At 51.1% G+C, this 22856-nt stretch carries 21 protein-coding genes; 18 read left to right on the forward strand and 3 right to left on the reverse strand.

The window, feature by feature from the left end; genetic code table 11:
• Nucleotides 1-42 precede the first annotated feature (42 nt).
• The gene (locus MCJ35_RS04885) at nucleotides 43-1275 is read right to left on the reverse strand and encodes a helix-turn-helix domain-containing protein (RefSeq protein WP_025482677.1); all 1233 of its coding nucleotides are present in this window, start codon (nucleotides 1273-1275) and stop codon (nucleotides 43-45) included.
• Between the two features lie 185 nt (nucleotides 1276-1460).
• Between MCJ35_RS04885 and MCJ35_RS04890 the strand changes: the two genes are divergently transcribed.
• Genes MCJ35_RS04890 through MCJ35_RS04900 form a run of 3 tightly spaced genes read left to right on the forward strand, consistent with a single transcriptional unit; the run spans nucleotide 1461 to nucleotide 5499 of the window.
• The gene (locus MCJ35_RS04890; protein ID WP_034576107.1) at nucleotides 1461-2315 is read left to right on the forward strand and encodes an HAD family hydrolase; all 855 of its coding nucleotides are present in this window, start codon (nucleotides 1461-1463) and stop codon (nucleotides 2313-2315) included.
• Between the two features lie 60 nt (nucleotides 2316-2375).
• The gene (locus MCJ35_RS04895) at nucleotides 2376-4085 is read left to right on the forward strand and encodes a glycoside hydrolase family 3 protein (protein WP_025482675.1); all 1710 of its coding nucleotides are present in this window, start codon (nucleotides 2376-2378) and stop codon (nucleotides 4083-4085) included.
• Nucleotides 4086-4098: 13 nt separating this feature from the next.
• Nucleotides 4099-5499 (forward strand): MFS transporter, encoded by a 1401-nt coding sequence (locus MCJ35_RS04900; RefSeq protein ID WP_240299377.1) that lies wholly within the window; start codon nucleotides 4099-4101, stop codon nucleotides 5497-5499.
• A gap of 81 nt (nucleotides 5500-5580) precedes the next feature.
• On the opposite strand, the gene rpsT is transcribed toward MCJ35_RS04900, so the two are convergent.
• Nucleotides 5581-5844: a 30S ribosomal protein S20 gene (gene rpsT / locus MCJ35_RS04905; protein WP_008722714.1), complete on the reverse strand. Its 264-nt coding sequence runs from the start codon at nucleotides 5842-5844 to the stop codon at nucleotides 5581-5583.
• A 192-nt stretch (nucleotides 5845-6036) separates the two neighbouring features.
• Nucleotides 6037-6360, reverse strand: coding sequence for a hypothetical protein (locus MCJ35_RS04910; RefSeq protein WP_240299378.1), 324 nt, complete (start codon nucleotides 6358-6360; stop codon nucleotides 6037-6039).
• Between the two features lie 106 nt (nucleotides 6361-6466).
• Here MCJ35_RS04910 and gpr point away from each other — a divergent pair, with 106 nt between their 5' ends.
• From gpr to dhaK, 15 genes are all read left to right on the forward strand, one after another.
• On the forward strand, nucleotides 6467-7477 hold the full coding sequence (gpr, locus tag MCJ35_RS04915) for a GPR endopeptidase (RefSeq protein WP_025482673.1): 1011 nt from the start codon (nucleotides 6467-6469) through the stop codon (nucleotides 7475-7477).
• A gap of 451 nt (nucleotides 7478-7928) precedes the next feature.
• Complete coding sequence (locus tag MCJ35_RS04920) at nucleotides 7929-9314, forward strand: stage II sporulation protein P (RefSeq protein WP_025482672.1); 1386 nt, start codon at nucleotides 7929-7931, stop codon at nucleotides 9312-9314.
• Between the two features lie 167 nt (nucleotides 9315-9481).
• Nucleotides 9482-11296 carry a translation elongation factor 4 gene (gene lepA, locus MCJ35_RS04925; RefSeq protein ID WP_008722721.1) on the forward strand — a complete coding sequence of 605 codons (1815 nt, stop codon included), beginning with the start codon at nucleotides 9482-9484 and terminating at the stop codon, nucleotides 11294-11296.
• Between the two features lie 90 nt (nucleotides 11297-11386).
• A complete protein-coding gene (gene hemW, locus MCJ35_RS04930; protein WP_025482671.1) occupies nucleotides 11387-12628 on the forward strand; it encodes a radical SAM family heme chaperone HemW in 1242 nt (413 codons plus the stop codon).
• Nucleotides 12629-12702: 74 nt separating this feature from the next.
• Complete coding sequence (locus MCJ35_RS04935; protein WP_025482670.1) at nucleotides 12703-13446, forward strand: DNA alkylation repair protein; 744 nt, start codon at nucleotides 12703-12705, stop codon at nucleotides 13444-13446.
• Nucleotides 13447-13574: 128 nt separating this feature from the next.
• A complete protein-coding gene (gene ahpC, locus MCJ35_RS04940) occupies nucleotides 13575-14141 on the forward strand; it encodes an alkyl hydroperoxide reductase subunit C (protein ID WP_025482669.1) in 567 nt (188 codons plus the stop codon).
• 4 nt (nucleotides 14142-14145) lie between these two features.
• The gene (locus MCJ35_RS04945; protein ID WP_008722725.1) at nucleotides 14146-14811 is read left to right on the forward strand and encodes a thioredoxin family protein; all 666 of its coding nucleotides are present in this window, start codon (nucleotides 14146-14148) and stop codon (nucleotides 14809-14811) included.
• A 246-nt stretch (nucleotides 14812-15057) separates the two neighbouring features.
• Nucleotides 15058-15627, forward strand: coding sequence for a glycerol-3-phosphate responsive antiterminator (locus tag MCJ35_RS04950; protein WP_025482666.1), 570 nt, complete (start codon nucleotides 15058-15060; stop codon nucleotides 15625-15627).
• A gap of 179 nt (nucleotides 15628-15806) precedes the next feature.
• Nucleotides 15807-17303: a glycerol kinase GlpK gene (gene glpK / locus MCJ35_RS04955; protein WP_008722736.1), complete on the forward strand. Its 1497-nt coding sequence runs from the start codon at nucleotides 15807-15809 to the stop codon at nucleotides 17301-17303.
• Between the two features lie 51 nt (nucleotides 17304-17354).
• Nucleotides 17355-18068 (forward strand): MIP/aquaporin family protein, encoded by a 714-nt coding sequence (locus MCJ35_RS04960; protein ID WP_008722738.1) that lies wholly within the window; start codon nucleotides 17355-17357, stop codon nucleotides 18066-18068.
• A gap of 114 nt (nucleotides 18069-18182) precedes the next feature.
• Nucleotides 18183-19622, forward strand: a complete 1440-nt coding sequence (locus MCJ35_RS04965; RefSeq protein WP_025482665.1) for an NAD(P)/FAD-dependent oxidoreductase — start codon at nucleotides 18183-18185, stop codon at nucleotides 19620-19622.
• A 15-nt stretch (nucleotides 19623-19637) separates the two neighbouring features.
• Complete coding sequence (locus tag MCJ35_RS04970) at nucleotides 19638-20903, forward strand: NAD(P)/FAD-dependent oxidoreductase (protein WP_008722740.1); 1266 nt, start codon at nucleotides 19638-19640, stop codon at nucleotides 20901-20903.
• A gap of 3 nt (nucleotides 20904-20906) precedes the next feature.
• On the forward strand, nucleotides 20907-21263 hold the full coding sequence (locus tag MCJ35_RS04975; RefSeq protein WP_008722744.1) for a DUF1667 domain-containing protein: 357 nt from the start codon (nucleotides 20907-20909) through the stop codon (nucleotides 21261-21263).
• 195 nt (nucleotides 21264-21458) lie between these two features.
• Nucleotides 21459-21653, forward strand: coding sequence for a hypothetical protein (locus tag MCJ35_RS04980; RefSeq protein ID WP_008722745.1), 195 nt, complete (start codon nucleotides 21459-21461; stop codon nucleotides 21651-21653).
• Nucleotides 21654-21793: 140 nt separating this feature from the next.
• Nucleotides 21794-22780 (forward strand): dihydroxyacetone kinase subunit DhaK, encoded by a 987-nt coding sequence (gene dhaK / locus MCJ35_RS04985; RefSeq protein WP_025482662.1) that lies wholly within the window; start codon nucleotides 21794-21796, stop codon nucleotides 22778-22780.
• Nucleotides 22781-22856 lie beyond the last annotated feature (76 nt).

Consider the following 22856-nt stretch of genomic DNA (forward strand, 5'->3'; position numbering starts at 1 on the left):
GCAAAGCGGGGACTTTATTCATGGTTCATGAATCATCATTCATTATTCTTTGTTCATCTGGCTCCGGTACTGTTTCGGGGACACTCCATGTATCCGTTTGAAAATTTTAATGAAATAATTTACATCCGTAAACCCGCAGCCGGCAGCCACCACATGAACGGGCAGGGTTGTTGAGTTGAGCAGGAGCAGGGAATGACGTATACGGACACTGTGGATGTAATCAGTCAGGTTGCCCCCGGTCTCCTTTTTGAACAGCGCCGACAGATATGACTTGGTCACATGGCACATGTCCGCAAAAAAGGCAAGGGTCAGCGGCTCGGCATAGTGGAAATCCGTATATGTGATACAGCGCTGTATGATTTGGGAATAATTCTTCATGGAGTGGTTCCTTACGAGAAGGCAGTACTTGTGGACCATTTCATTGTCAATGGCATCCAGCTCGCTCATGGAACGGGCCTGGTTGATGCGGACGGCAAAGCGGGTGGAGAGGTCATCAATATAAACGGGATGTACGTGCCCTTTCTGCACGGATTTGCGGCAAAGTGTGTTGAAGATGATCATCAGGTTTTTTCTGTTCACCAGGGCATTATCCGTGCGCGGTGTAATCCGGTAGGTTTTAAACAGGGTGTAATACCGGCTGGCCTTGTCCTGGTTTCCGCAGGTAATGGCATCCAGCATCTTTTCCTCTACCTCATATCGCTCCTCAATGCTACTCATGGCAATGGTGGGGCTTTCGTTTAAATGCAGGCTGTCCGGAGCAGATTCCAACGAAAGCCCGCCCTCCCCTGGAATGGGACGGAACGTATGGTCCACGCCGAACAGGTTGTCCGCGATGGTTACAATGGTTGCTTCAAATGCCTTTAAATCCGCAGGAACCGGCACATTATTGTAAAATGCCTGAAGTTCCCGAAGCAGGTTGTCAGGCAGCTTTTTGCGGGCCATGGTCCGTTGTATCTGGGTGATGGTGGGAGGTGTTTCCAGCACAGGACCGGCCAGTATGACCACATCCCGGGACACAGGGGACAAAGATGCGCGTCCAATCCGTATGATATAGAGGATGAGGGAAAAATCATCGGTGAGCTTTATGATTTCCCCTACATGGCAGCCCTGTTGAATCAGATATTCCAGTCCGCTGTAATCATAATCAGAATAAAGCTTATATCTTAACTCCATATCTGCCTTATACAGGTTGGAGAAATCAGGTTCCACCTGAAGGCAGTTCACATGGTGGGCCTGGACAATCTGGGAGAACAGGTTGAGGATATCCGTATTCATCGAATTTTCCTTTCTTAACAAAAAATTAATACGATTATTTTTCGATTATTTAGAATGATATTATACTATTTTCCAGTATAACAAAAAATCATACTATTTTAAAGTAATATTCTCTCTTTTTTATTCTTGGATTTTAAGGTACATTCCAATCAGCACAATTACTTTATGCGAAGGAGGAAGTCAATATGGGACATTTGGACAGCAACCCTTTTGCAGGATTTAAAAAGCAGAAGGACTATCTGATATGCGTTGATTCAGACGGATGCGCCATGGATACCATGGACATCAAACATTTTAAATGCTTCGGTCCCTGCATGGTAAGGGAATGGGGATTGGAAAGCTGGAAAAAAGATATCCTGGACCAATGGAATAAAGTCAACCTGTATTCCATGACAAGGGGAATCAACCGGTTTAAAGCCCTGGCCCTTGTACTGGAATGGGTTGACAGCCTATACTGCCAGATTCCGGGAATCCAGGAACTGGCAGCATGGACCAGGGAGGCAGACGAACTTTCAAACAGCTCCCTTGAGAGACAAATGCGTTCCTGCCCCAGTATCTGCCTTAAGAAGGCACTTGACTGGTCAGGGACAGTGAACCGGGAAATCAGCCGGCTTCCCAAGGCGGATATGAAGCCGTTTCCAGGCGTAAAGGAAGGAATCATGTTGGCGCATCAGTATGCGGATATTGCAGTTGTGTCATCCGCTAATCCGGACGCGGTGGCAGATGAGTGGGGCAGGCATGGGCTTTTGGCAGATGTAGATATCCTGCTGGCGCAGGACGCAGGCTCCAAGTCTTACTGCATTGGAAAGCTTCTGGAATATGGATATGAAAATGACCATGTGATGATGGTTGGAGATGCGCCGGGAGACTGTCAGGCAGCCGGGATGAACAGTGTGCACTTTTATCCCATCCTGGTAAACCGTGAATACGAGAGCTGGATGACCATCATGAAATCAGTGAAACGTCTGGTTGATGGCACGTTTACCCAGGAGTGGGAGAAACAGCTTAGGGATGGATTTGAAATGAATCTGAAGGCGTAGATGACAGCGGACGCACGGACACAGGAGTTTCACATTTACAAAGAGAAGGAGAATAGGATAATGGTAGATTTAAGAAAGAAACCGTACTATCTTAACGAGGAACAGGTAAAATGGGTGGAGGAAACCATAAGTTCCATGAGCCTGGAAGAAAAAATCGGGCAGCTTTTCGTAAACATGGTAGCTAATGCGAAGGAGCGTAAGCCTGAAAATATTAAGGCGGTAATTGATACATATCACCCAGGCGCCATCCGATACCACAATGCGCCTAAGGAGGAATTGTGGGAAATGTCAAAGAACCTGCAGGATGTATCCAGGATTCCCCTTCTCATTGCATCCAATTGTGAGATGGGCGGAAACGGCGGGGTCAATGAGGGCACGCCTCTTGCCAACGGGGCGGCCATGGCGGCCATGGACAGCGAGGAAGCTGTATACGAGATGGCTTCCATCAGTGCAATGGAAAGCGCGGCCGTGGGATGCAACTGGAACTTTGCACCGATTGTGGACCTGACTTACAACTGGAGGAATACTATTGTCCAGCTCAGGGCGTTCAATGATAAGCCGGAGGATGTCATCCGGTATGCAAAATCCTTTTTTAAGGGCATGAAGACACAGAATTTTGCCACCTGCATGAAGCATTTCCCAGGAGACGGCACGGAAGAAAATGACCAGCACCTGATTATGGGCATCAATGATATGAGTGTGGATGAGTGGGATAAAAGCTTTGGACGGGTGTATAAGGAACTGATTGACGAGGGCTGCATGACTATCATGGCAGGCCATATTGCCCTTCCTGCCTATTCCAGGAAACTCTGCCCTGGTATTAAGGACGAGGACATACGACCCGCTACCCTGGCCCCTGAACTGATAAACGGACTGTTAAAGGAGCAGCTTGGATTCAATGGTCTTGTGGTCACGGATGCATCCCATATGATTGGTATGTTTGGCGCAACCATTCCAAGAAGGGAACAGGTTCCGGGTGCAATTGCAGCCGGGTGCGACATGTATCTGTTCTTTAATGACCGGGACGAGGATTTCGGATATATGATGGAAGGCTATCAAAACGGCACCATCACGGAGGAGCGGTTAAACGATGCCCTTCACAGGATACTTGGAATTAAGGCAGCCCTCAATCTCCATGTGCTTAAAGCAGAGGGGATGCTGGTTCCGCCAAAGGATAACCTGGCTGTCGTGGGATGCAGGGAGCACCACGATGCAGCGGCCAGGATGGCGGACCGTTTTGTGACACTGGTCAAAGACCGGTGTAATTACCTTCCCATGACAACGGACCGGTATAAAAAACTGAAGCTGGTCTACATCGGCTCCGAGGCCACGGTGATTGCAGGCACAAAATTCAAGAGCAATGATGATGAAATCATAAAAGATATTGTCACCCAGCTGGAAGCACAGGGGTTTGAAGTGGATGCAATGGTAGACCAGAAAAAGGGAAAGATGGAAGCATTTAAAAGCAGATTTGACGCAGTGCTTCTGGTACTGAATGTGCAGGGTTTTGCCCAGTTCAACACCATGCGCGTGAAATGGGATGAACCGGCCAAACAGCCATGGTACATGTCGGAACTTCCAACCTTTGTTGTGTCCTTAAGTTATACGAATAACCTGATTGACGTACCCATGGCGCGCTGCTACATTAATGCATATATGCCCCACCATGAGGCATTTGAGGCAGCCCTTGATAAGATGATGGGAAAGAGTGAATTCAAAGGACGCTGTAATGACAATGTTTTCTGCGGAAGATGGGAAACAAGATTCTAAGGGGGATAAGAAAATGGAAGACAGACAGAACAGGCCCTTTGGGCTGAGAGATAAAATAGGTTATTTATTCGGGGATTTCGGCAATGACTTTACATTTATGTTTGCCAGCACATTCCTCATGGTGTTCTATATGAAGGTACTGGGTATCCCTGGTGCCCTGGTGGGAACCCTGTTCCTGGCAGCCAGGGTGGTGGATGCATTCACGGACATTACAATGGGACGTATTGTGGACGTGTGCAGACCGGGAAAGGACGGTCGGTTCAAACCATGGATACGCCGTATGGCGGGGCCGGTGGCAATTGCCAGTTTCCTGATGTATCAATCTTCACTGGCCGGTGCATCCATGACCGTCAAGGTCGTATATATGTATGTGACCTATCTATTGTGGGGAAGTATCTGTTATACAGGTATCAATATACCTTACGGCTCCATGGCTTCCGCTATCACGGATAAGCCGGATGAGCGTACGGCCCTGTCCACGTTCCGTGGCATCGGAGCTAATCTGGCCCAGCTGGTCATCGGGGTTCTTGGGCCTGTCATTATCTATACCACGGATGAGGGCGGCGCCCAGGTAATCCGGAATGACGGAGCCATATTCCCGGTCATGGCAGGTGTCTTCTCCATATGCGCCATTATCTGTTATATCATCTGCTATAAGTGCACCACGGAAAGGGTGAAGATTGAAAAGGACCCGGATGCTCCTAAGGTGACGCTGGCAAAGACCTTTGCTACCATATTTTCCAGCAGGGCCATGCTGGGAATCATCGGGGCAGCATTGTTCCTGATGCTGAGCCAGCTGCTGATCGGCGGCCTTAATAATTACCTGTATGCGGATTACTTTGGGGATATTAAGGCATTTTCCAGCTATACATTCATCAATATCATGCTGTCTCTTGTGCTGGCAGCCTTTGTCGGCGGCATTACCAGGCGCATGGGCAAGAAGGAAGCCGCTGTGGTGGCCACGGCGTTTACTGGTGTGGTTTACCTGATATTATTTGCGCTGAAACTCAGTAACCCGTGGATTTATATGGTGTCAGCCGCAATTGGTTTCCTTGGCGTGAACTTCTTTAACCTGGTTATCTGGGCTAACATCACGGATGTTATTGACGATGCAGAAGTAAAGAATGGAAAAAGGGAGGACGGGACCATCTACGCTGTCTATTCCTTTGCAAGAAAGGTGGGCCAGGCACTGGCCGGCGGGCTGAGCGGCTATGCGCTGCAGATGATTGGCTATGAGTCGGCGGCCAAAATACAGACACCGGAAGTCTTAAATGGCCTCTATACCATCTCCACCCTGGTTCCCGCGCTTTTGTTCTTCTGTGTGACCCTGATGCTGCTCTTTGTATATCCTTTAGGAAAGAAGAAAGTAGAAGAGAACTCCGCAATCCTGAGGGAACGCAGGGCTGCCCGATAAAAACAGCAACAAAAAACCATCATCGGTGGGTTAAGCCGGTGATGGTTTATTCATTACCAATTCATTCGTCATCTCTATAAATTAAGCGATGGAATTAACAGCCTTGGATAAACGGGATACCTTGCGGGAAGCCGTATTGCTGTGATATACTCCCTTGGTACAAGCCTTATCAATCTCAGAAGTAGCAGCCAGTAATGCAGCCTGGGCAGCAGCCTTGTCCCCAGCAGCAATAGCAGCGTCCACCTTCTTGATAGCGGTTTTAACCTTGGATCTGATCGCCTTATTTCTTGCAGCCTTAGTCTCGTTTACTAAGATTCTTTTCTTTGCAGATTTAATGTTAGCCAATGAAATACACCTCCGTTTCTTTACGTATAATCTTTGTGTTTTCCATCAAAGTCTGGACACGGACAGTTTAATGTAAACATACTATTGTATTCTAGCTGATCTGGAACGGAATGTCAAGACAAAAATGGAGTAATTTTCAAGAAAAACAATAGAAATCAGAAGAATCCTGTCTGTGGCAGCCAGAATCCCTTGTTATAAGCCCTGGCGGTTGAAAATAACCCGTTCCGGCATGATTTCCAAAAGGGAGCTTAAGAGTTTTTCAAAATTCTCATCCGTGGATTCACGGCGTCCAATCCGCTCACCGCCCTTGTAAAAATTCATGATGGTCCTTCTGCCCCAAAAGCAGACCTCAACTTTTGTAAGGTTTGGATACCTGCACCTGATGGTCCTTCCCCAGAACTTATGGATTATAATACCTCCGTGGCCTGCAATTAATTTGCGTCCAAACGGTGATGCGGCCGGGGAAAGGGCAAGGAGGCCCAGGAATGTTTGAATCTGTCTTCCCATCAATGTCAAACCACATCCACCCTGCGCTTTGCCTCGTATCATGGAATAAAAATCTGCTATTTTGCCTAAAATAACCATAGTAAACGTACAAATATCAGGCGAGAGGTGAATGGGTATGCAGGAAAATGATGCCGTAGAGGCAGTAAATACAGGGTTACAGGGAGGGTTTGACATAAGGACCGACCTTGCGCTGGAGCAGAGGGAAAGCTTTGAGGGGGACGGCGGCGAGATATCCGGGGTTAAGCTTAAGGAGTGGCATCACCAGAAAAGCCAGGTTAAGCTGACCGAGGTGAAAATACTCAATGACCAGGGAGCCAGGGCTATGGGCAAGCCCAAGGGCACCTATCTGACACTGGAGGCCGACCGCCTGTCCAAGGCGGATGATGAATATCACAGTGAGATATCAGAAGAGCTGGCGCACCAGATAAGGAAGCTGATGAGTGAGATGATTAATTGGAAGGAAGAGGACCTGCCGTCGGTACTGGTGGTGGGTCTTGGCAATCGTTCAGTCACCCCGGATTCCCTGGGGCCAAGGGTACTGGGAAACCTGCAGGTTACCAGGCATCTGGACGGACAGTATGGGGAAACCTTCTTAAAAGACAGGAAACTTCCCGCCATCAGCGGGATAGCGCCAGGGGTCATGGCACAGACAGGGATGGAGACAGCGGAAATCCTGAAGGGAATCATCAATGAAACCCATCCGGATCTAATCATTGCCATTGACGCCCTGGCAGCCAGAAGCGTGCGCAGGCTTGGAACCACCATACAGCTTACGGATACCGGAATCCATCCAGGCTCAGGCGTTGGGAACCACAGGCACAGCCTGACCCGTGAAAGCCTGGGGGTCCCTGTGCTTGCAATCGGGGTGCCTACCGTGGTTGGGGCGGCGGCCATTGTCCACGATACGGTGTCCGCCCTGATACGGGTCCTGGCGGACAACGATAAGACAAAAGGAACAGGCAACTGGATTGAGGATATGGATTCAGACCAGCAGTACCAGCTGATACGGGAACTGCTGGAGCCGGAATTCGGCCCCCTGTACGTGACCCCGCCTGACATCGACCAGTCCGTGAAACAGCTGAGCTTCACCATATCAGAAGGAATCCACCAGGCTGTTTTTCCGTAGGAAAACCAGTGGCTGCTATAAAGAGAAGGATGAATGACAAATGAATGAAAGTAGCCAATGACAATGATGAATGACAAATGAATGACAGTAGCCAATGACAATGATGAATGACAATGTGTAATGACAAGCCTGAAATGCAGATGTACCCGCCATGGAATAAAAAACGCAATATCCATATCACACCTGCATATCATGATATTAGAGCGTATTTGAAAATCCGTTTCTGCTATCCTTCTTAAGGAATCCGTCACAGGACGTCCTATAGGACGCTTCTTACGACGTTCCTCAGGACAAAGCCTGTCCCATTCCGTGGCATATTTGGTCCCGGTCCGGTCCGCGCAGCCTGCTGTGTCTTCCAAGCCGGGACCCTAATTTCCCATAAGGTGTGACACACGGCTGGCAGAAAGCATTTTCCAAACACAACCTAGTATGATGACAGGTGAAAAATGATATGAGATTAAGACGTGGAGGCTCAGGGCGGCTGATGCGCCGGTTTCTGGCCGGCACAATCCTGCTTATGCTGCTGCTTCTCGGCGGACGTTTCATTGGCCGGGCCGCGGGCAGCATCCCGAGAAATGATTACAGGAACATGATAAAAGCCGGAGGCCAGTGGCTGGTGGAGGCCATATGGACCCAGGCCCGCCCCGGGGAGCAGATAAGGAGGGGACAGGATGGCGACGGTCAGCATCAGGGAATTACTGACCCTGACCCATCCTACCGGAAATACCAGACGGTCAGGACATTTTACCAGGAACACCAGTATCTGGCCTGGTATGGCAATGAGGAGACCGGACAGCAGTCACTGGAGGAACCAGGCAGCCTGATGGCATCAGGCCAGGGAAATATGTCAGGCCAAGGAAATATGTCAGGCCAAGGAAATATGTCAGGCCAGGGAAATATGTCAGGCCAAGGAAATATATCAGGCCAGGGAAATACATCAGGTCAGGGAAATGCATCAGGCCAGGCAAATACACCCGGCCAGCTATACACCACGGGCCAGGGCGGAGTGCTGCCCGGCGGCAATGTCCTTCAGGCCTCGGAAACCCTTACCGGCACCCTGAACCGCCCGCTTACCGGCAATACATATGTAATGGAGCAGCTGGCGGATTATGACTTCCTCATGAAACATTTTTATAGCGTACATACTTCTACCACAGCCGGAAGGGACCTGATGGATGCAAAGACCCTTCTGGGCAAAGACATGTCTATGAAGGGGGACAATTCCAAGCCCCAGATCCTGATTTACCATACCCATTCCCAGGAGGCGTTTGCAGATTCCGGTCCGGGCCAGACCGTGGTTGGGGTAGGGGATTACCTGACAAAGCTTCTGGAGGACAAAGGTTATAATGTATATCACGACAAGTCTGTATATGATTTGAAAAATGGACAGCTGGACCGCAGCAAGGCCTACAATTACGCCCTGGACGGGATAACGAACATCCTGCAGCAGAACCCGTCCATCGAGGTGGTGCTGGATATCCACCGTGACGGGGTGGGTGAGAACCTGCATCTGGTGACGCAGGTGGACGGAAAGGATACTGCCCAGATCATGTTTTTTAACGGCCTGAGCCAGACCCCGGAAGGTCCGATTGAATATCTCCAGAACCCGAACCGGGAGGATAACCTGGCCTTCAGCCTGCAGATGCAGCTGGATGCAGCGGCCTACTATCCCGGCTTTACCAGGAAAATCTATCTCAAGGGACTGCGCTATAATGAGCATCTGCGTCCCAAGTCCAGCCTGATTGAGGTGGGGGCGCAGACCAACACATATCAGGAGGCGTTAAATGCAATGGAACCCCTGTCGGAGCTGTTGGATATGGTGCTGTCAGGAAAATAAAGGGACCCCGGGGACTTTATGGGCAATGCAGAGGCATAATCAAAACAAAAAGTTGCACTCAGAAGCAAAAAATGGTATATTCTACTAAGCGAAACCAGTGCGCGGGGCCTTCCCCGCAATGCTGGCTAATAGACTGTAAGAAACCTGAATGTGAGAAAGGAACCAATATGGCCCACGTTGACCAAAGTAAAATCAGAAATTTTTGTATCATAGCACATATCGACCACGGCAAGTCCACCCTGGCTGACCGTATCATTGAGAAGACCGGCCTGCTGACCAGCAGGGAGATGCAGGAGCAGGTACTGGACAATATGGATCTGGAGCGGGAGCGTGGAATCACCATCAAATCCCAGGCTGTCCGCACCGTATATAAGGCAAAGGATGGGAATGAATACATTTTCAACCTTATCGACACCCCGGGACATGTAGACTTTAACTATGAGGTATCCCGCAGCCTTGCGGCCTGTGACGGCGCGGTGCTGGTGGTGGACGCATCCCAGGGCATAGAGGCCCAGACACTGGCCAATGTGTATCTGGCCCTGGACCATGACCTGGACGTGTTCCCTGTCATTAATAAGATTGACCTGCCAAGCGCGGAGCCTGAGAGGGTGGCTGCGGAGATTGAGGATGTGATTGGCCTGGATGCCAGCGACGCGCCCCATATATCCGCCAAGACAGGGGTCAACATTGAGGATGTGCTGGAAGCCATTGTCCACAAGATACCGGCCCCCGAAGGGGACCCACAGGCGCCGCTTCAGGCCCTGATTTTCGACTCTACCTATGATTCCTATAAAGGGGTCATCATTTTCTGCCGTATCATGGAGGGCACGGTGAAAAAGGGCACCCCTATCCGGATGATGGCAACCGGGGCAGAAGAAGACGTGGTGGAAGTGGGATATTTTGGCGCCGGACAGTTCATACCGTGTGAAGAACTGAGCGCCGGCATGGTAGGATACATCACGGCCAGCATTAAGAATGTAAGGGACACCCGGGTCGGAGACACAGTGACAGGGCGGGACAACCCCTGCGCCGCCCCTCTGCCCGGCTATAAGAAGGTAACCCCCATGGTGTACTGCGGCCTTTATCCTGCCGACGGCGCCAAGTACAACGACCTGAGGGACGCGCTGGAAAAGCTCCAGCTCAATGATGCCTCCCTGTTTTATGAACCGGAGACCTCCCTTGCCCTGGGATTTGGATTCCGCTGCGGTTTCCTGGGCCTGCTTCATCTGGAGATAATCGAAGAGCGCCTGGAGCGTGAATATAACCTGGACCTTGTCACCACTGCCCCTGGAGTTGTGTACCGTGTATATAAGACCACGGGAGAGATGATTGAACTGACCAACCCTTCCAACCTTCCGGATCCAACGGAGATTGAATATATGGAGGAGCCTATTGTCAGCGCTGAAATCATGGTGACGACTGAATTTGTAGGACCAATCATGACGCTCTGCCAGGAGCGCCGTGGTAATTACCTTGGCATGGAATACATTGAGACAACCAGGGCACTGTTAAAATACGAACTGCCCCTGAATGAAATCATTTACGATTTCTTTGACGCCCTCAAGTCCCGATCCAGAGGATACGCGTCCTTTGATTACGAGTTAAAGGGCTACGAGCGTTCCAGCCTGGTGAAGCTGGACATCCTGGTCAACCGGGAGGAGGTGGACGCCCTTTCCTTCATCGTCCATGCGGATTCTGCTTATGAGCGGGGCAGGAGGATGTGTGAACGGCTTAAGGAGGAAATCCCCAGACACCTGTTCGAGATTCCCATCCAGGCTGCCATCGGCGGCAAGATCATTGCCCGTGAGACAGTGAAAGCCGTGCGCAAGGATGTGCTTGCCAAGTGTTACGGCGGTGATATCAGCCGTAAGAGGAAGCTTCTGGAAAAGCAGAAGGAAGGCAAGAAACGTATGCGCCAGATTGGCAATGTAGAGATACCACAGAAGGCATTCATGAGCGTATTGAAGCTGGATGAGGAATAATCATCCCATGAATAACAGGCGTATCGGATGCCATGACGATTTCATACAGGGTGCTAACCCTTCATACAGAACGGATGAGATGACCACATTATGACAAGCAAAAATAAAAAGCCCATGGAGCTGTATGTCCATATACCCTTTTGCGCCAGGAAATGCCTTTACTGTGATTTCCTGTCCTTTAGGGCGCTGGCATCGGTCCATGAGGCGTATACCGCACAGCTGATACGGGAGATAGAAGCGCAGGGTGCCTTTTGCCGTGAATACCAGGTGACAACCATATTCATAGGGGGAGGCACTCCTTCTGTCATGGAACCATGTCTGATAGCGGATATCATGCGCGCGCTCAAATATCATTTTGACGTGGCGGAGGATGCGGAGATTACCATAGAGGTGAACCCGGGAACCCTGCTTTACAACAAACTCCATATCTACCGTGAGGCAGGAATCAACCGCCTGAGCATCGGCCTTCAGTCCACGGATAACCGGGAGCTGAGGGACCTGGGAAGGATACACACCTTTGAGGAATTCCTGAAAAGCTTCCAGTGTGCCAGGATGGTTGGATTCTCTAACATCAATGTGGACTTGATGAGCAGTATTCCGGGGCAGACCCTGGAGTCTTTTAAGAATACGCTGAAAAAGGTTGCCATGCTGAAACCGGAGCATATATCTGCCTACAGCCTTATCATCGAGGAGGGGACTCCTTTCTGGGACCATTATGGGCAGGGAGCGGCTGGCAGCTGGCGGTCAGCCGGCCAGGATGGTAAGGAACATCCTATGGCCGCTGACGGCCCGTCTTTTCCGCCGCTTCCGGATGAAGACACGGAAAACAGGATTTATCACCTGACCAGGACCTTCCTCACGGAACAGGGATATGGGCGTTACGAGATATCCAACTATGCAAAGCCCGGTCATGAGTGCCGGCATAACATCGGCTACTGGACAGAGGTACCCTATCTGGGGCTGGGACTGGGCGCATCCTCCTATCTGGGCGGATGCAGGTTCAGCAATACCAGTGACCTGGATATGTATCTGGGTCTGGATTTTAACCGGGCGCCGGAGGAGGTCCTTGAACAGCTTCACGGCCCCCTGCAGGAACTGTCCAGGGAGGCCAGGATGGAGGAGTTCATGTTCCTGGGCCTGCGTCTTACAAAAGGGGTATCCGGGATTGATTTTGTTTCCATGTTCGGCATCAAACTGGAGACCGTGTTCGGTCCTGTCATAGAACGTCTGATATCCGACGGGCTTCTGGAGAAAAACGGGGTCTGGATTTCCCTGACCGAGTGGGGGATGGATGTGAGCAATTATGTGCTGAGTGAATTCCTGCTGTCGTGATTTGTAATACAGGTATTTGAAACACAGTCATGAATACGGGGGCATCAAAATATATTGGGAGGAGAGGACGGATCATGCCGGACATGACCATACGTGAACACATGAGGGATCGGCTGAGGGCGGAAGCGGACCCGGAATACAGGGAGTTCCACAGCAGGCTCCTGCCCGGAACCGCGGGAATCCTGGGAGTGCGCACTCCGGTCCTGCGGGCATTGTCAAAGGAACTGCTTAAAGGGGACTGGAAGGGATACATAAGTCAGGTCCAGGCCGCCTGGAAGGCGGATGGACAGGGGGACGATGGGGTTTATTACGATGAACTGATCCTCTGGGGACTCTGTATATGCAGGGGATTTAAAAAGTGGGAGGATGCGGTGCCTTATATCACCGGATTCATACCAGCCATCAACAACTGGGCCGTATGCGATATTTTCTGCGGCTCCCTGAAAATGGCAGGCAGATACAGACAGGAGGCATGGGAATTCATCCAGCCCTATCTGGAGTCAGGACAGGAGTACGGCATACGGTTCGGCGTTGTCATGATGCTGTCCCACTTCGTGGATGAAGACCATGTAAAAGAAGCGCTGGAGCGCATGGACGCAGTCAGGCATGAGGGATATTATGTGAAAATGGCCGTGGCCTGGGCCTTGTCCATCTACTTCATCAAGCTTCCTGAGGCGGTAATGCCTTATCTGGAACAGAATCATCTGGATGACTGGACCTACAACAAAGCGCTGCAGAAGATTACGGAATCCTTCCGGGTGGACCAGGAGACGAAGGCAGTCATCAGGTCCATGAAGCGGCCGATGAGGCAGGCTTGACCATCAGGTCCATGAAGCGCCTGTTGAGACAGGCTTGACCGGAAAAATAGTTGTGATATCAGATTACCTGTGCTACAATCGAATTAATTCTGAAAACGTTGGCAATCAATACAGAAAGGAGCGTATGTATGGGTAATCTGATTAACAAGGCAGTGGATGATTTTACGGTACAGGCATATGACCAGGGCAGGTTCAGGGAAATTACCAGGGAAGACACGCTGGGCCATTGGTCCGTGTTCTTTTTCTATCCAGCGGATTTCACCTTTGTATGTCCCACGGAGCTTGGGGACCTGGCTGACTTCTATGATGATTTCAAGGAGGCTGGCTGTGAGATTTATTCTGTCTCAGAGGACACACATTTTGTCCATAAAGCATGGGCGGATGCTTCGGACACCATCAAGAAGATCCGGTATCCCATGTTAGGCGACCCGGCAGGCGTGCTTGCAAGAAACTTCGGCGTGCTGGTGGAGGAAGAGGGCCAGGCCTTAAGGGGGACTTTTGTGGTGAACCCGGAAGGAAAGATTAAAGTGTATGAAATCCATGATATGGGCATTGGCAGGAACGCGCAGGAGCTGCTGCGCAAGGTCCAGGCAGCCCAGTTCGTGGAAGAGCACGGTGACCAGGTGTGTCCTGCCAGGTGGAAACCGGGTGAAGAGACACTGACTCCCAGCCTGGATCTGGTTGGAATGCTGTAAGGAGGTGGCTGTTACGATTGATCTTGCAAGGATTCCGGAAGAAAGCAGCCTGATTGACGAGGGGCTGAAGACACAGCTTTCCGGCATTTTCGGTAAAATGGAAGGCCGGGTGGCCATAAAGGCGGTGGTGGACCTTTCAAGGGAAAAGGACTGTGAGCAGGCGGCGTTCTTAAAGGCGGTTTCAGCCTTAAGCGATAAGCTGGAGCTGGAACTTTACGCGCCCGAGGAGGCCGGACAGGTGCCTGAACTTAATACACAGTGGCTTCCCGTCACCGGGCTTTACAGGGACGGCCGGTATGGCCGGGCATCGTTTCACGGTGTGCCGGGCGGCAAGGAGATTAATTCCTTCGTGCTGGCAATCTATAACCTTGCAGGCCCCGGCCAGGAGATGTCCCGGGGACTGAGGAAGAAGATTGACAAGCTGGATAAAAAGACCAACATCAAGATCTGCGTTTCCCTGGCCTGCCATCACTGTCCGGTCGTGGTGTCTGCCTGCCAGCGCATCGCCATCCTCAATCCCAATATTGAGGCTGAGATGATTGACGCGGCGCTTTATGAGGACCTGGTGGCAAAGTACGATATCAAGAGGATACCCATGATGATCTTCAATGACAGCGAAATCCACATGGGGAGCAAGGAAATTGAGGAAATCGTCACTTTGTTAAAATAATAACTAAAAAATGGAAAATAAAGCAAAAAATTCATTAATTCTGCACAAAAAATGCGGTGATTATTGAGAAAAAACTGTAAGAATTTTAAGAAATAAATATAATGTGTTGCAAATCTATGTGCATTATGCTATATTGGATTTAGATAAATAATGGTGCTGAGATGATGAGAGCATAGTAGAACGACAGAAATGTTGGTTTAACGCTATGCTCTTTTTTGTTTTTGTTTGAGAAGGAGGGGGATTCCAATGGACCAGAAATTTTATGACCTGATTGAATCAAACCCGGTCATAGCGGCTGTCAAGGACATGGATGGACTGAATGCCTGCTGTGCCAGGGAAGAAATCAAGGTGGTATTCATTCTTTTCGGAGACATCTGCAACATCGGGACAATCGTCAGCCAGATTAAGCAGGCAGACAAAGTGGCAATGGTACATGTTGACCTGATAACAGGACTCAGCGGCAAGGAAGTAGCGGTTGACTTCATAAAGAACAATACATTGGCGGACGGCATCATTTCCACCAAACCCGGATTGATTAAGCGGGGCAGGGAGCTGTCCCTTTACACGACACTCAGGGTATTCGTGCTGGATTCCATGGCATTTGAGAACATTGAACATCAGATGGCCGTGGCCAGACCTGACATCATAGAAATCCTGCCGGGGCTTATGCCTAAGGTAATCCGCAGGGTGTGCAGACTGGTCCGTGTACCGGTCATTGCAGGGGGGCTTATATCAGACAAGGAAGATGTGATGGCTGCATTGTCAGCCGGGGCCATATCCGTTTCAACAACCAACCCAAAAGTATGGCTCATGTGACACAAAGGGAATCAATACGGAACTGAACTGGATTCCACGGGGAATGGAAGACGGTTTTAGTATAAATGATACATAAGCAGGTCCATGGATGAAAGCACCATGGAAGGAAATGGAGTGTATCACAACAAGTTAGGAACTTCCGCGATAGGAAATATCGTGGAAAGAAAAGGAGGGTTTTTATGGCAAAGTATGTAATGGCACTGGATTCAGGAACAACAAGCAACAGGTGTATCCTTTTTAACGAGAAAGGTGAGATGTGCAGCGTTGCCCAGAAAGAATTCACACAGTATTTCCCGAAGCCGGGCTGGGTAGAGCACGATGCCAATGAAATCTGGTCCACACAGCTGGGCGTAGCAGTAGAGGCCATGTCGAAGATTGGGGCGACGGCAGAGGACATTGCTGCCATCGGTATCACCAACCAGCGTGAGACCACCATTGTATGGGATAAAGAGACAGGCGAGCCTGTATACCATGCAATCGTATGGCAGTGCCGCAGGACATCTGAGTACTGTGACAGTTTAAAGGATAAGGGCCTGGTTGATACCTTCCGTGCCAAGACAGGACTTGTAATTGACGCATATTTCTCAGGAACCAAATTAAAATGGATCCTGGATAACGTAGAAGGCGTGCGGGAACGTGCGGAAAAGGGCGAGCTGCTGTTCGGTACCGTGGAGACATGGCTGATCTGGAAGCTGACCAAGGGCAGGGTCCATGTGACGGATTATTCCAATGCATCACGTACCATGCTGTTCAACATCAATACCCTGGAGTGGGATGACGAGATTCTGACGGAACTGAACATACCAAAGTGCATGCTTCCGGAAGCAAAACCGTCCAGCTGTGTTTACGGCAATTCCGATTCCTCCTTCTTTGGCGGGGAAATCCCCATTGGCGGCGCAGCAGGAGACCAGCAGTCCGCATTGTTCGGCCAGACCTGTTTCAATGCAGGCGAGGCAAAGAATACATATGGAACCGGCTGCTTCATGCTGATGAATACAGGCGAGAAACCGGTATTCTCCAGCAACGGCCTGGTTACCACCATTGCATGGGGACTTGACGGCAAGGTCAACTATGCGCTGGAAGGATCCATCTTCGTTGCAGGCGCGGCCATCCAGTGGCTCCGCGATGAGATGAGGATCATTGATTCCTCGCCGGATTCCGAGTACATGGCCAAGAAGGTCAAGGATACCAATGGCTGCTACGTGGTTCCTGCATTTACAGGACTGGGAGCACCCCACTGGGATCAGTATGCAAGAGGCACCATTGTAGGCATTACCCGCGGCGTGAATAAGTACCATATCATCCGCGCAACCCTGGATTCACTCTGCTACCAGGTGAACGACGTACTGCAGGCCATGAAGGCTGATTCCGGCATTGAGCTGGCAGCGCTTAAGGTGGACGGCGGCGCAAGCGCCAACAATTATCTGATGCAGACCCAGGCCGACATCATCAACGCTCCTGTCAACCGTCCCATGTGCGTGGAGACAACGGCAATGGGCGCCGCATACCTGGCAGGCCTGGCAGTGGGATATTGGGCCAATAAGGAAGAGGTGCTTAAGAACTGGGCAATTGACCGGACATTTACACCTGAAATCTCTGAAGACAAGAGGACAGAGATGGTCACAGGCTGGAACAAGGCAGTAAAATGTTCCTATGGATGGGCAAAAGAAGATTAATCGTACGGGGTATGGAACTGTTGACGACAAATTAGACAAGGGGGTTTCTATATGTTGCCATATATTGCGGAGTTTTTAGGAACAATGATACTGATACTTTTAGGTGATGGTGTTGTAGCTAACGTTACGCTGAACAAATCCGGTATGAAGGGCGCTGGTTCCATCCAGATTACCTTTGCATGGGGCCTTGCAGTCATGGTTCCCGCGTTCATCTTCGGCGCTGCGTCCGGCGCGCATTTCAACCCGGCCCTGACCATTGCCCTGGCAGTGGACGGCAGCCTGGCATGGGGACTGGTCCCAGGATACATCGTGGCGCAGTTTGCAGGCGCATTTGTGGGCGCGGTACTGGTTTACCTGCTGTTCAAGGATCAGTTTGACGCAACTGAGTCAGCTGCAACCAAGCTGGGTGTTTTCTCTACCGGACCATCTGTTCCGAATATGGGACGCAACATCTTAAGTGAAGCAATCGGTACGTTCGTACTTGTATTTGCTATAAAGGGTATTGGCCAGGTAGCAGGTATTCCTGCTGGCGTTGACAAACTGCTGGTATTCGGAATCATCGTATCCATCGGTATGTCCCTTGGCGGACTGACAGGTTATGCCATCAACCCGGCACGTGACCTTGGACCACGTATTGCACATGCAGTGCTTCCGATTAAGGGCAAAGGCGATTCCAACTGGGGTTATGCTCCTGTTGTCATCATCGGGCCGGTTGTGGGAGCAGTGGTTGCAGCATTACTGTACCAGGCAATTCCGTGGGCATAAGTTTTATATAATTACATATTGATTGCGTGAGAGTGGAGCGGAGCAAATGGGTATGGAAACATACCTTGTTTGCTCCGCTTTTTATGAGGCAGTCGAAGGAAGGGAACGAGGAAAATGTATGACGTAATAATAATCGGAGCCGGAGTCGCAGGCTCTGCATCTGCAAGGGAGCTGTCCAGATATAAGGTAAATGCCTGTGTCCTGGAAAGGGAAGAGGATGTGTGCTGCGGGACTTCCAAGGCCAACAGCGCAATTGTCCATGCCGGATATGACGCGGCAGAAGGCTCCCTGATGGCTAAGCTGAATGTGGAGGGCAATCAGATGATGCCCGGCCTTGCGAGGGAACTGGATTTCCCCTTTAAACAGTGCGGATCCTTTGTGGTATGCCTGGACGAGGAACAGCTGCCCGACCTTCAGGCACTTTACGAAAGAGGCGTGGCAAACGGGGTGAAGGACATGGAAGTCATCACGGATAAGGCCAGAATCAGGGAAATGGAGCCTAACCTGACCGATGAGGTGGCGGGAGTCCTCTATGCACCGACCGCAGGAATTGTATGTCCATTTAACTTAAACATTGCATTGGCTGAGAATGCATATACAAACGGCATTGACTTCAAATTCAACACGGAAGTCCTTGATATTGAAAAGATTGAAGGAGGCTGGGCCTTAAAGACAAACCAGGGCGTGTATGAAACCAGATATGTGGTAAATGCATCCGGTGTCCATGCTGACACATTCCACAACATGGTCAGCCAAACAAAGATTCACATCACCCCAAGGCGGGGCGATTACTGTCTGCTGGATAAGAGCGCGGGAAACCATGTCAGCCGTACCATCTTTGCACTGCCTGGAAAGTATGGGAAGGGCGTACTGGTATCTCCTACGGTCCACGGCAACCTGATAGTAGGGCCTACAGCCATAGATATTGAAGATAAGGAAGCCACGGCAACCACAAGGGAAGGCCTGGACGAACTGATTGACAAGGCGGGGATGAATGTGAAGAACCTGCCCATGAGGCAGGTGATTACCTCATTCGCAGGCTTAAGGGCCCATGAGGACCATCATGAATTCATCATTGAGGAACTGGAAGACGCGCCCGGATTCGTGGACTGCGCCGGTATCGAGTCCCCTGGCCTTACCAGCTGCCCGGCCATCGGCAGGATGGTGGCAGGGATACTGAAAGACAGGATGGGGCTGGAGCCCAATCCTGATTTTGTGGGAACCAGAAAAGGCATCCTGGACCCGGACACCCTTACAAAGGAAGAACGGGCGGAGCTGATTAAGGAAAAGCCGGCTTACGGCAACATCATCTGCAGGTGTGAGATGGTGACGGAAGGGGAAATCCTGGACGCAATCCACAGGCCTCTTGGCGCCCGTTCCCTGGACGGCATCAAGCGCAGGACCAGGGCAGGGATGGGACGCTGCCAGGCCGGGTTCTGTACGCCAAGGTCCATGGAACTGCTTCACCGGGAACTGGGACTTCCCATGACGGAGATTACCAAGTCAGGCGGGGAATCGAAACTTGTAGTGGGAACCAACAAGGACAGAATATAGAAAGGAGCGCTTAAGATGAAAGAATATGATATCGTCATAATCGGCGGCGGTCCTGCGGGTCTTGCTGCAGCTGTGGCGGCCAGGGATAACGGGATAGAAAGCATCCTGATACTGGAACGCGACAGGGAACTGGGAGGAATCTTAAACCAGTGCATCCACAATGGTTTCGGTCTCCACACGTTTAAGGAGGAGCTTACAGGGCCGGAATATGCGGCCCGCTATGAGGAGCAGGTATTTGAACGGAACATTGAGTACAAATTAAACACCATGGTCATGGATATCAGCCATGATAAAGTGGTGACAGCCATGAACCGGGAGGAGGGCCTCTTTGAAATCCAGGCCAAAGCCGTAATCCTGGCAATGGGATGCAGGGAGCGCTCCAGGGGCGCGCTGAACATTCCGGGTTACCGTCCGGCCGGTATCTTCTCCGCCGGCACGGCCCAGCGGCTGGTGAACATGGAAGGCTTCATGCCCGGGCGGGAAGTGGTGATCCTGGGATCCGGTGACATCGGGCTGATCATGGCAAGGCGTATGACCCTGGAAGGCGCCAAGGTCAAGGTGGTGGCTGAACTGATGCCGTATTCCGGCGGCCTGAAGCGTAACATCGTGCAGTGCCTCAATGACTACGACATCCCCCTGAAGCTGAGCCATACCGTGGTGGACATCCGGGGCAAGGAACGGCTTACGGGAATTACCCTTGCGGCTGTGGATGAAAAGGGGAAACCCATTCCCGGAACAGAGGAGGATTATACATGTGATACCCTGCTTCTGTCCGTGGGACTGATTCCTGAAAATGAGCTGTCCGGCTCCATGGGCGTGGAGATGAACCGCGTCACATCCGGCCCGGTGGTCAATGAAAGCCTGGAAACCAACATCGAAGGCGTATTTGCCTGCGGCAATGTGCTCCACGTACATGACCTGGTGGACTTTGTGTCCGAGGAAGCGGCGGCAGCCGGAAAGAACGCGGCCAAATATGTGAAGGACGGGGAACGGGCCGGAGGCGGACAGGAAATCGTCCTGAATGCAGTGGACGGAGTCCGCTATACGGTTCCGTGTACCGTTAATCCGGAGCGTATGGAGGATACCCAGATTGTCCGGTTCCGTGTGGGCAATGTTTATAAGAACTGTTATATCGGGGTTTACTTTAATGATGAACGGGTGATGCACAGGAAACGTCCGGTTATGGCTCCCGGTGAGATGGAGGAGATAAAGCTGGAAAAAGATAAATTACTATTGCATCCGGAACTTAAGACCATTACAATAAAGGTAGAGGAGGCATAAACCATGGAAAAGAGAGAACTTATCTGTATCGGTTGTCCAATGGGGTGTCCTCTGACCGTTCAACTGGAGGATGGGGAAATCCTCAGCATTACAGGCCAGACCTGTAAGCGGGGGGAGGTATATGCCAGGAACGAGGTCACCAATCCCACCAGGATTGTCACATCCACCGTCATGGTGGAAGGCGGCAAGGTGGGAAGGGTTTCCGTCAAGACAAAGGACAGTATACCCAAAGGAAAGATCTTCCAGTGTGTCAAGGCCTTAAAAGGCGTGACCGTAAAGGCGCCTGTGCACATTGGCGATGTGATTGTTGCCAATGTGGCTGATACGGGGGTAGACATTGTAGCAACCAGGAATGCGTAAGTGGAATGTCCGCGATTGAGCACCATCGTGGCAAGAAACAGACAGTCGGCAGCTGCCCAAAGGGAGGCTCTAAGCAACAGGAATGAAGCTTTCAGCGTCCGTAAAACAGCGGCCGGCTTCCTGTGGTTCATGAAGCAGGGCGGTAACTAACAGACGGGCCGTGTGAAAGCGGCCTCAGGTAAAGGAGGACTTTACATGGAGAAAAAGCAGCTGGATATCAACAACATGAACGGAATGACGGAAGAAGAGGATAAAACCTGCGGTCTTAATGATATGAACTGCGTGGCAGATGAAGAGGATAAGACCTGCGGCCTCAATGACATGAACTGTGTGGCGGATGAAGAGGACAAGACCTGCGGCCTTAACGACATGAACTGCCTGGGCGAGTAAGCGGGGAAGGCAAAGCAGAGACTCCCGGAGGGAGTCCCTGCTTTGTGCGGTAATATAAGGGGCTGCATAGGGTCCTTATGGAGAGGGACCCTGCAGGCTGTCATGGAACTGTATCATAATAATATAAGGGGGTTCGCAATATGAAGAAATTTATCAACGATGTAGCGCTGGTAGAGGAACAGATGATTAAGGGCATGGTCAAGGCTTATCCGCAGTATCTGAGGAAGCTGGACTGCGGCAACGTCGTGGTGCGCGCGCATAAGAAGGAGGGCAAGGTTGCCCTGATTAGCGGCGGCGGCAGCGGACACGAGCCTGCGCACGGCGGGTTCGTGGGAACCGGGATGCTGGATGCGGCAGTTGCAGGAGCCGTGTTTACCTCCCCGACCCCGGACCAGATTTATGAGGGCATCAAGGCGGTTGCAACGGACGCAGGCGTGCTGATGGTTGTGAAGAACTATACCGGTGACGTGATGAACTTTGAGATGGCTGCTGAGATGGCCGAGATGGAGGGAATCACGGTTAAGCATGTGGTGACCAACGATGATGTGGCGGTCAAGGACAGTCTTTATACCGTGGGGCGCAGAGGCGTGGCCGGGACCATTTTCGTACATAAAATCGCGGGCGCCCTGGCAGAGGAAGGGGGAACCCTGGACGAGGTGCAGGCCGTTGCCCAGAAGGTCATTGATAATGTGAGGACCATGGGCGCTGCCACCCAGGCGTGTACGGTTCCCGCAGCGGGAAAGCCGGGATTTGAACTGTCGGATGATGAGATGGAAGTGGGAATCGGCATCCACGGGGAGCCGGGAACCCACAGGGAATCCATGAAGACAGCGGATGAGATAACGGATATGCTGCTGGAGCAGATCCTGGGGGATATTGATTATAATGGTTCTGAGGTTGCTGTCATGATCAATGGCGCAGGCGCAACGCCTCTTATGGAGCTGTTCATCATCAATAACCATGTATCGGATGTGCTGGCTGAAAAGGGAATCAAGGTTTACAAGACAATGGTGGGAGAGTACATGACATCCATTGAGATGCAGGGCTTCTCCATTTCCCTGCTCCGCCTGGATGAGGAGCTGAAGCGGCTGCTGGACGCCCCGGCAGATACTCCGGCCTTAAGATAGGGACCGGGTGAACGGATTATTTCCCCGCCTGTAACGGGCGGGGTTTTTATAATGATTATGATATGAGGAAATCTCA

Origin of the sequence: Enterocloster sp. OA13 (assembly GCF_022440595.1) — a bacterium.
Lineage (GTDB): Bacteria > Bacillota > Clostridia > Lachnospirales > Lachnospiraceae > Enterocloster > Enterocloster hominis.

What these genes read in the sequence shown, in the direction of transcription:
- MCJ35_RS04980 (WP_008722745.1), top strand. Translation starts at nt 21,459, where the DNA reads ATGGAGAAAAAGCAGCTGGATATCAACAACATGAACGGAATGACGGAA.
- ahpC (WP_025482669.1), top strand. Translation starts at nt 13,575, where the DNA reads ATGGGTAATCTGATTAACAAGGCAGTGGATGATTTTACGGTACAGGCA.
- MCJ35_RS04895 (WP_025482675.1), top strand. Translation starts at nt 2,376, where the DNA reads ATGGTAGATTTAAGAAAGAAACCGTACTATCTTAACGAGGAACAGGTA.
- glpK (WP_008722736.1), top strand. Translation starts at nt 15,807, where the DNA reads ATGGCAAAGTATGTAATGGCACTGGATTCAGGAACAACAAGCAACAGG.
- MCJ35_RS04950 (WP_025482666.1), top strand. Translation starts at nt 15,058, where the DNA reads ATGGACCAGAAATTTTATGACCTGATTGAATCAAACCCGGTCATAGCG.
- MCJ35_RS04920 (WP_025482672.1), top strand. Translation starts at nt 7,929, where the DNA reads ATGAGATTAAGACGTGGAGGCTCAGGGCGGCTGATGCGCCGGTTTCTG.
- gpr (WP_025482673.1), top strand. Translation starts at nt 6,467, where the DNA reads ATGCAGGAAAATGATGCCGTAGAGGCAGTAAATACAGGGTTACAGGGA.
- MCJ35_RS04890 (WP_034576107.1), top strand. Translation starts at nt 1,461, where the DNA reads ATGGGACATTTGGACAGCAACCCTTTTGCAGGATTTAAAAAGCAGAAG.
- MCJ35_RS04900 (WP_240299377.1), top strand. Translation starts at nt 4,099, where the DNA reads ATGGAAGACAGACAGAACAGGCCCTTTGGGCTGAGAGATAAAATAGGT.
- lepA (WP_008722721.1), top strand. Translation starts at nt 9,482, where the DNA reads ATGGCCCACGTTGACCAAAGTAAAATCAGAAATTTTTGTATCATAGCA.
- MCJ35_RS04975 (WP_008722744.1), top strand. Translation starts at nt 20,907, where the DNA reads ATGGAAAAGAGAGAACTTATCTGTATCGGTTGTCCAATGGGGTGTCCT.
- MCJ35_RS04960 (WP_008722738.1), top strand. Translation starts at nt 17,355, where the DNA reads ATGTTGCCATATATTGCGGAGTTTTTAGGAACAATGATACTGATACTT.
- hemW (WP_025482671.1), top strand. Translation starts at nt 11,387, where the DNA reads ATGACAAGCAAAAATAAAAAGCCCATGGAGCTGTATGTCCATATACCC.
- MCJ35_RS04935 (WP_025482670.1), top strand. Translation starts at nt 12,703, where the DNA reads ATGCCGGACATGACCATACGTGAACACATGAGGGATCGGCTGAGGGCG.
- MCJ35_RS04970 (WP_008722740.1), top strand. Translation starts at nt 19,638, where the DNA reads ATGAAAGAATATGATATCGTCATAATCGGCGGCGGTCCTGCGGGTCTT.
- dhaK (WP_025482662.1), top strand. Translation starts at nt 21,794, where the DNA reads ATGAAGAAATTTATCAACGATGTAGCGCTGGTAGAGGAACAGATGATT.
- MCJ35_RS04965 (WP_025482665.1), top strand. Translation starts at nt 18,183, where the DNA reads ATGTATGACGTAATAATAATCGGAGCCGGAGTCGCAGGCTCTGCATCT.
- MCJ35_RS04885 (WP_025482677.1), bottom strand. Translation starts at nt 1,275, where the DNA reads ATGAATACGGATATCCTCAACCTGTTCTCCCAGATTGTCCAGGCCCAC.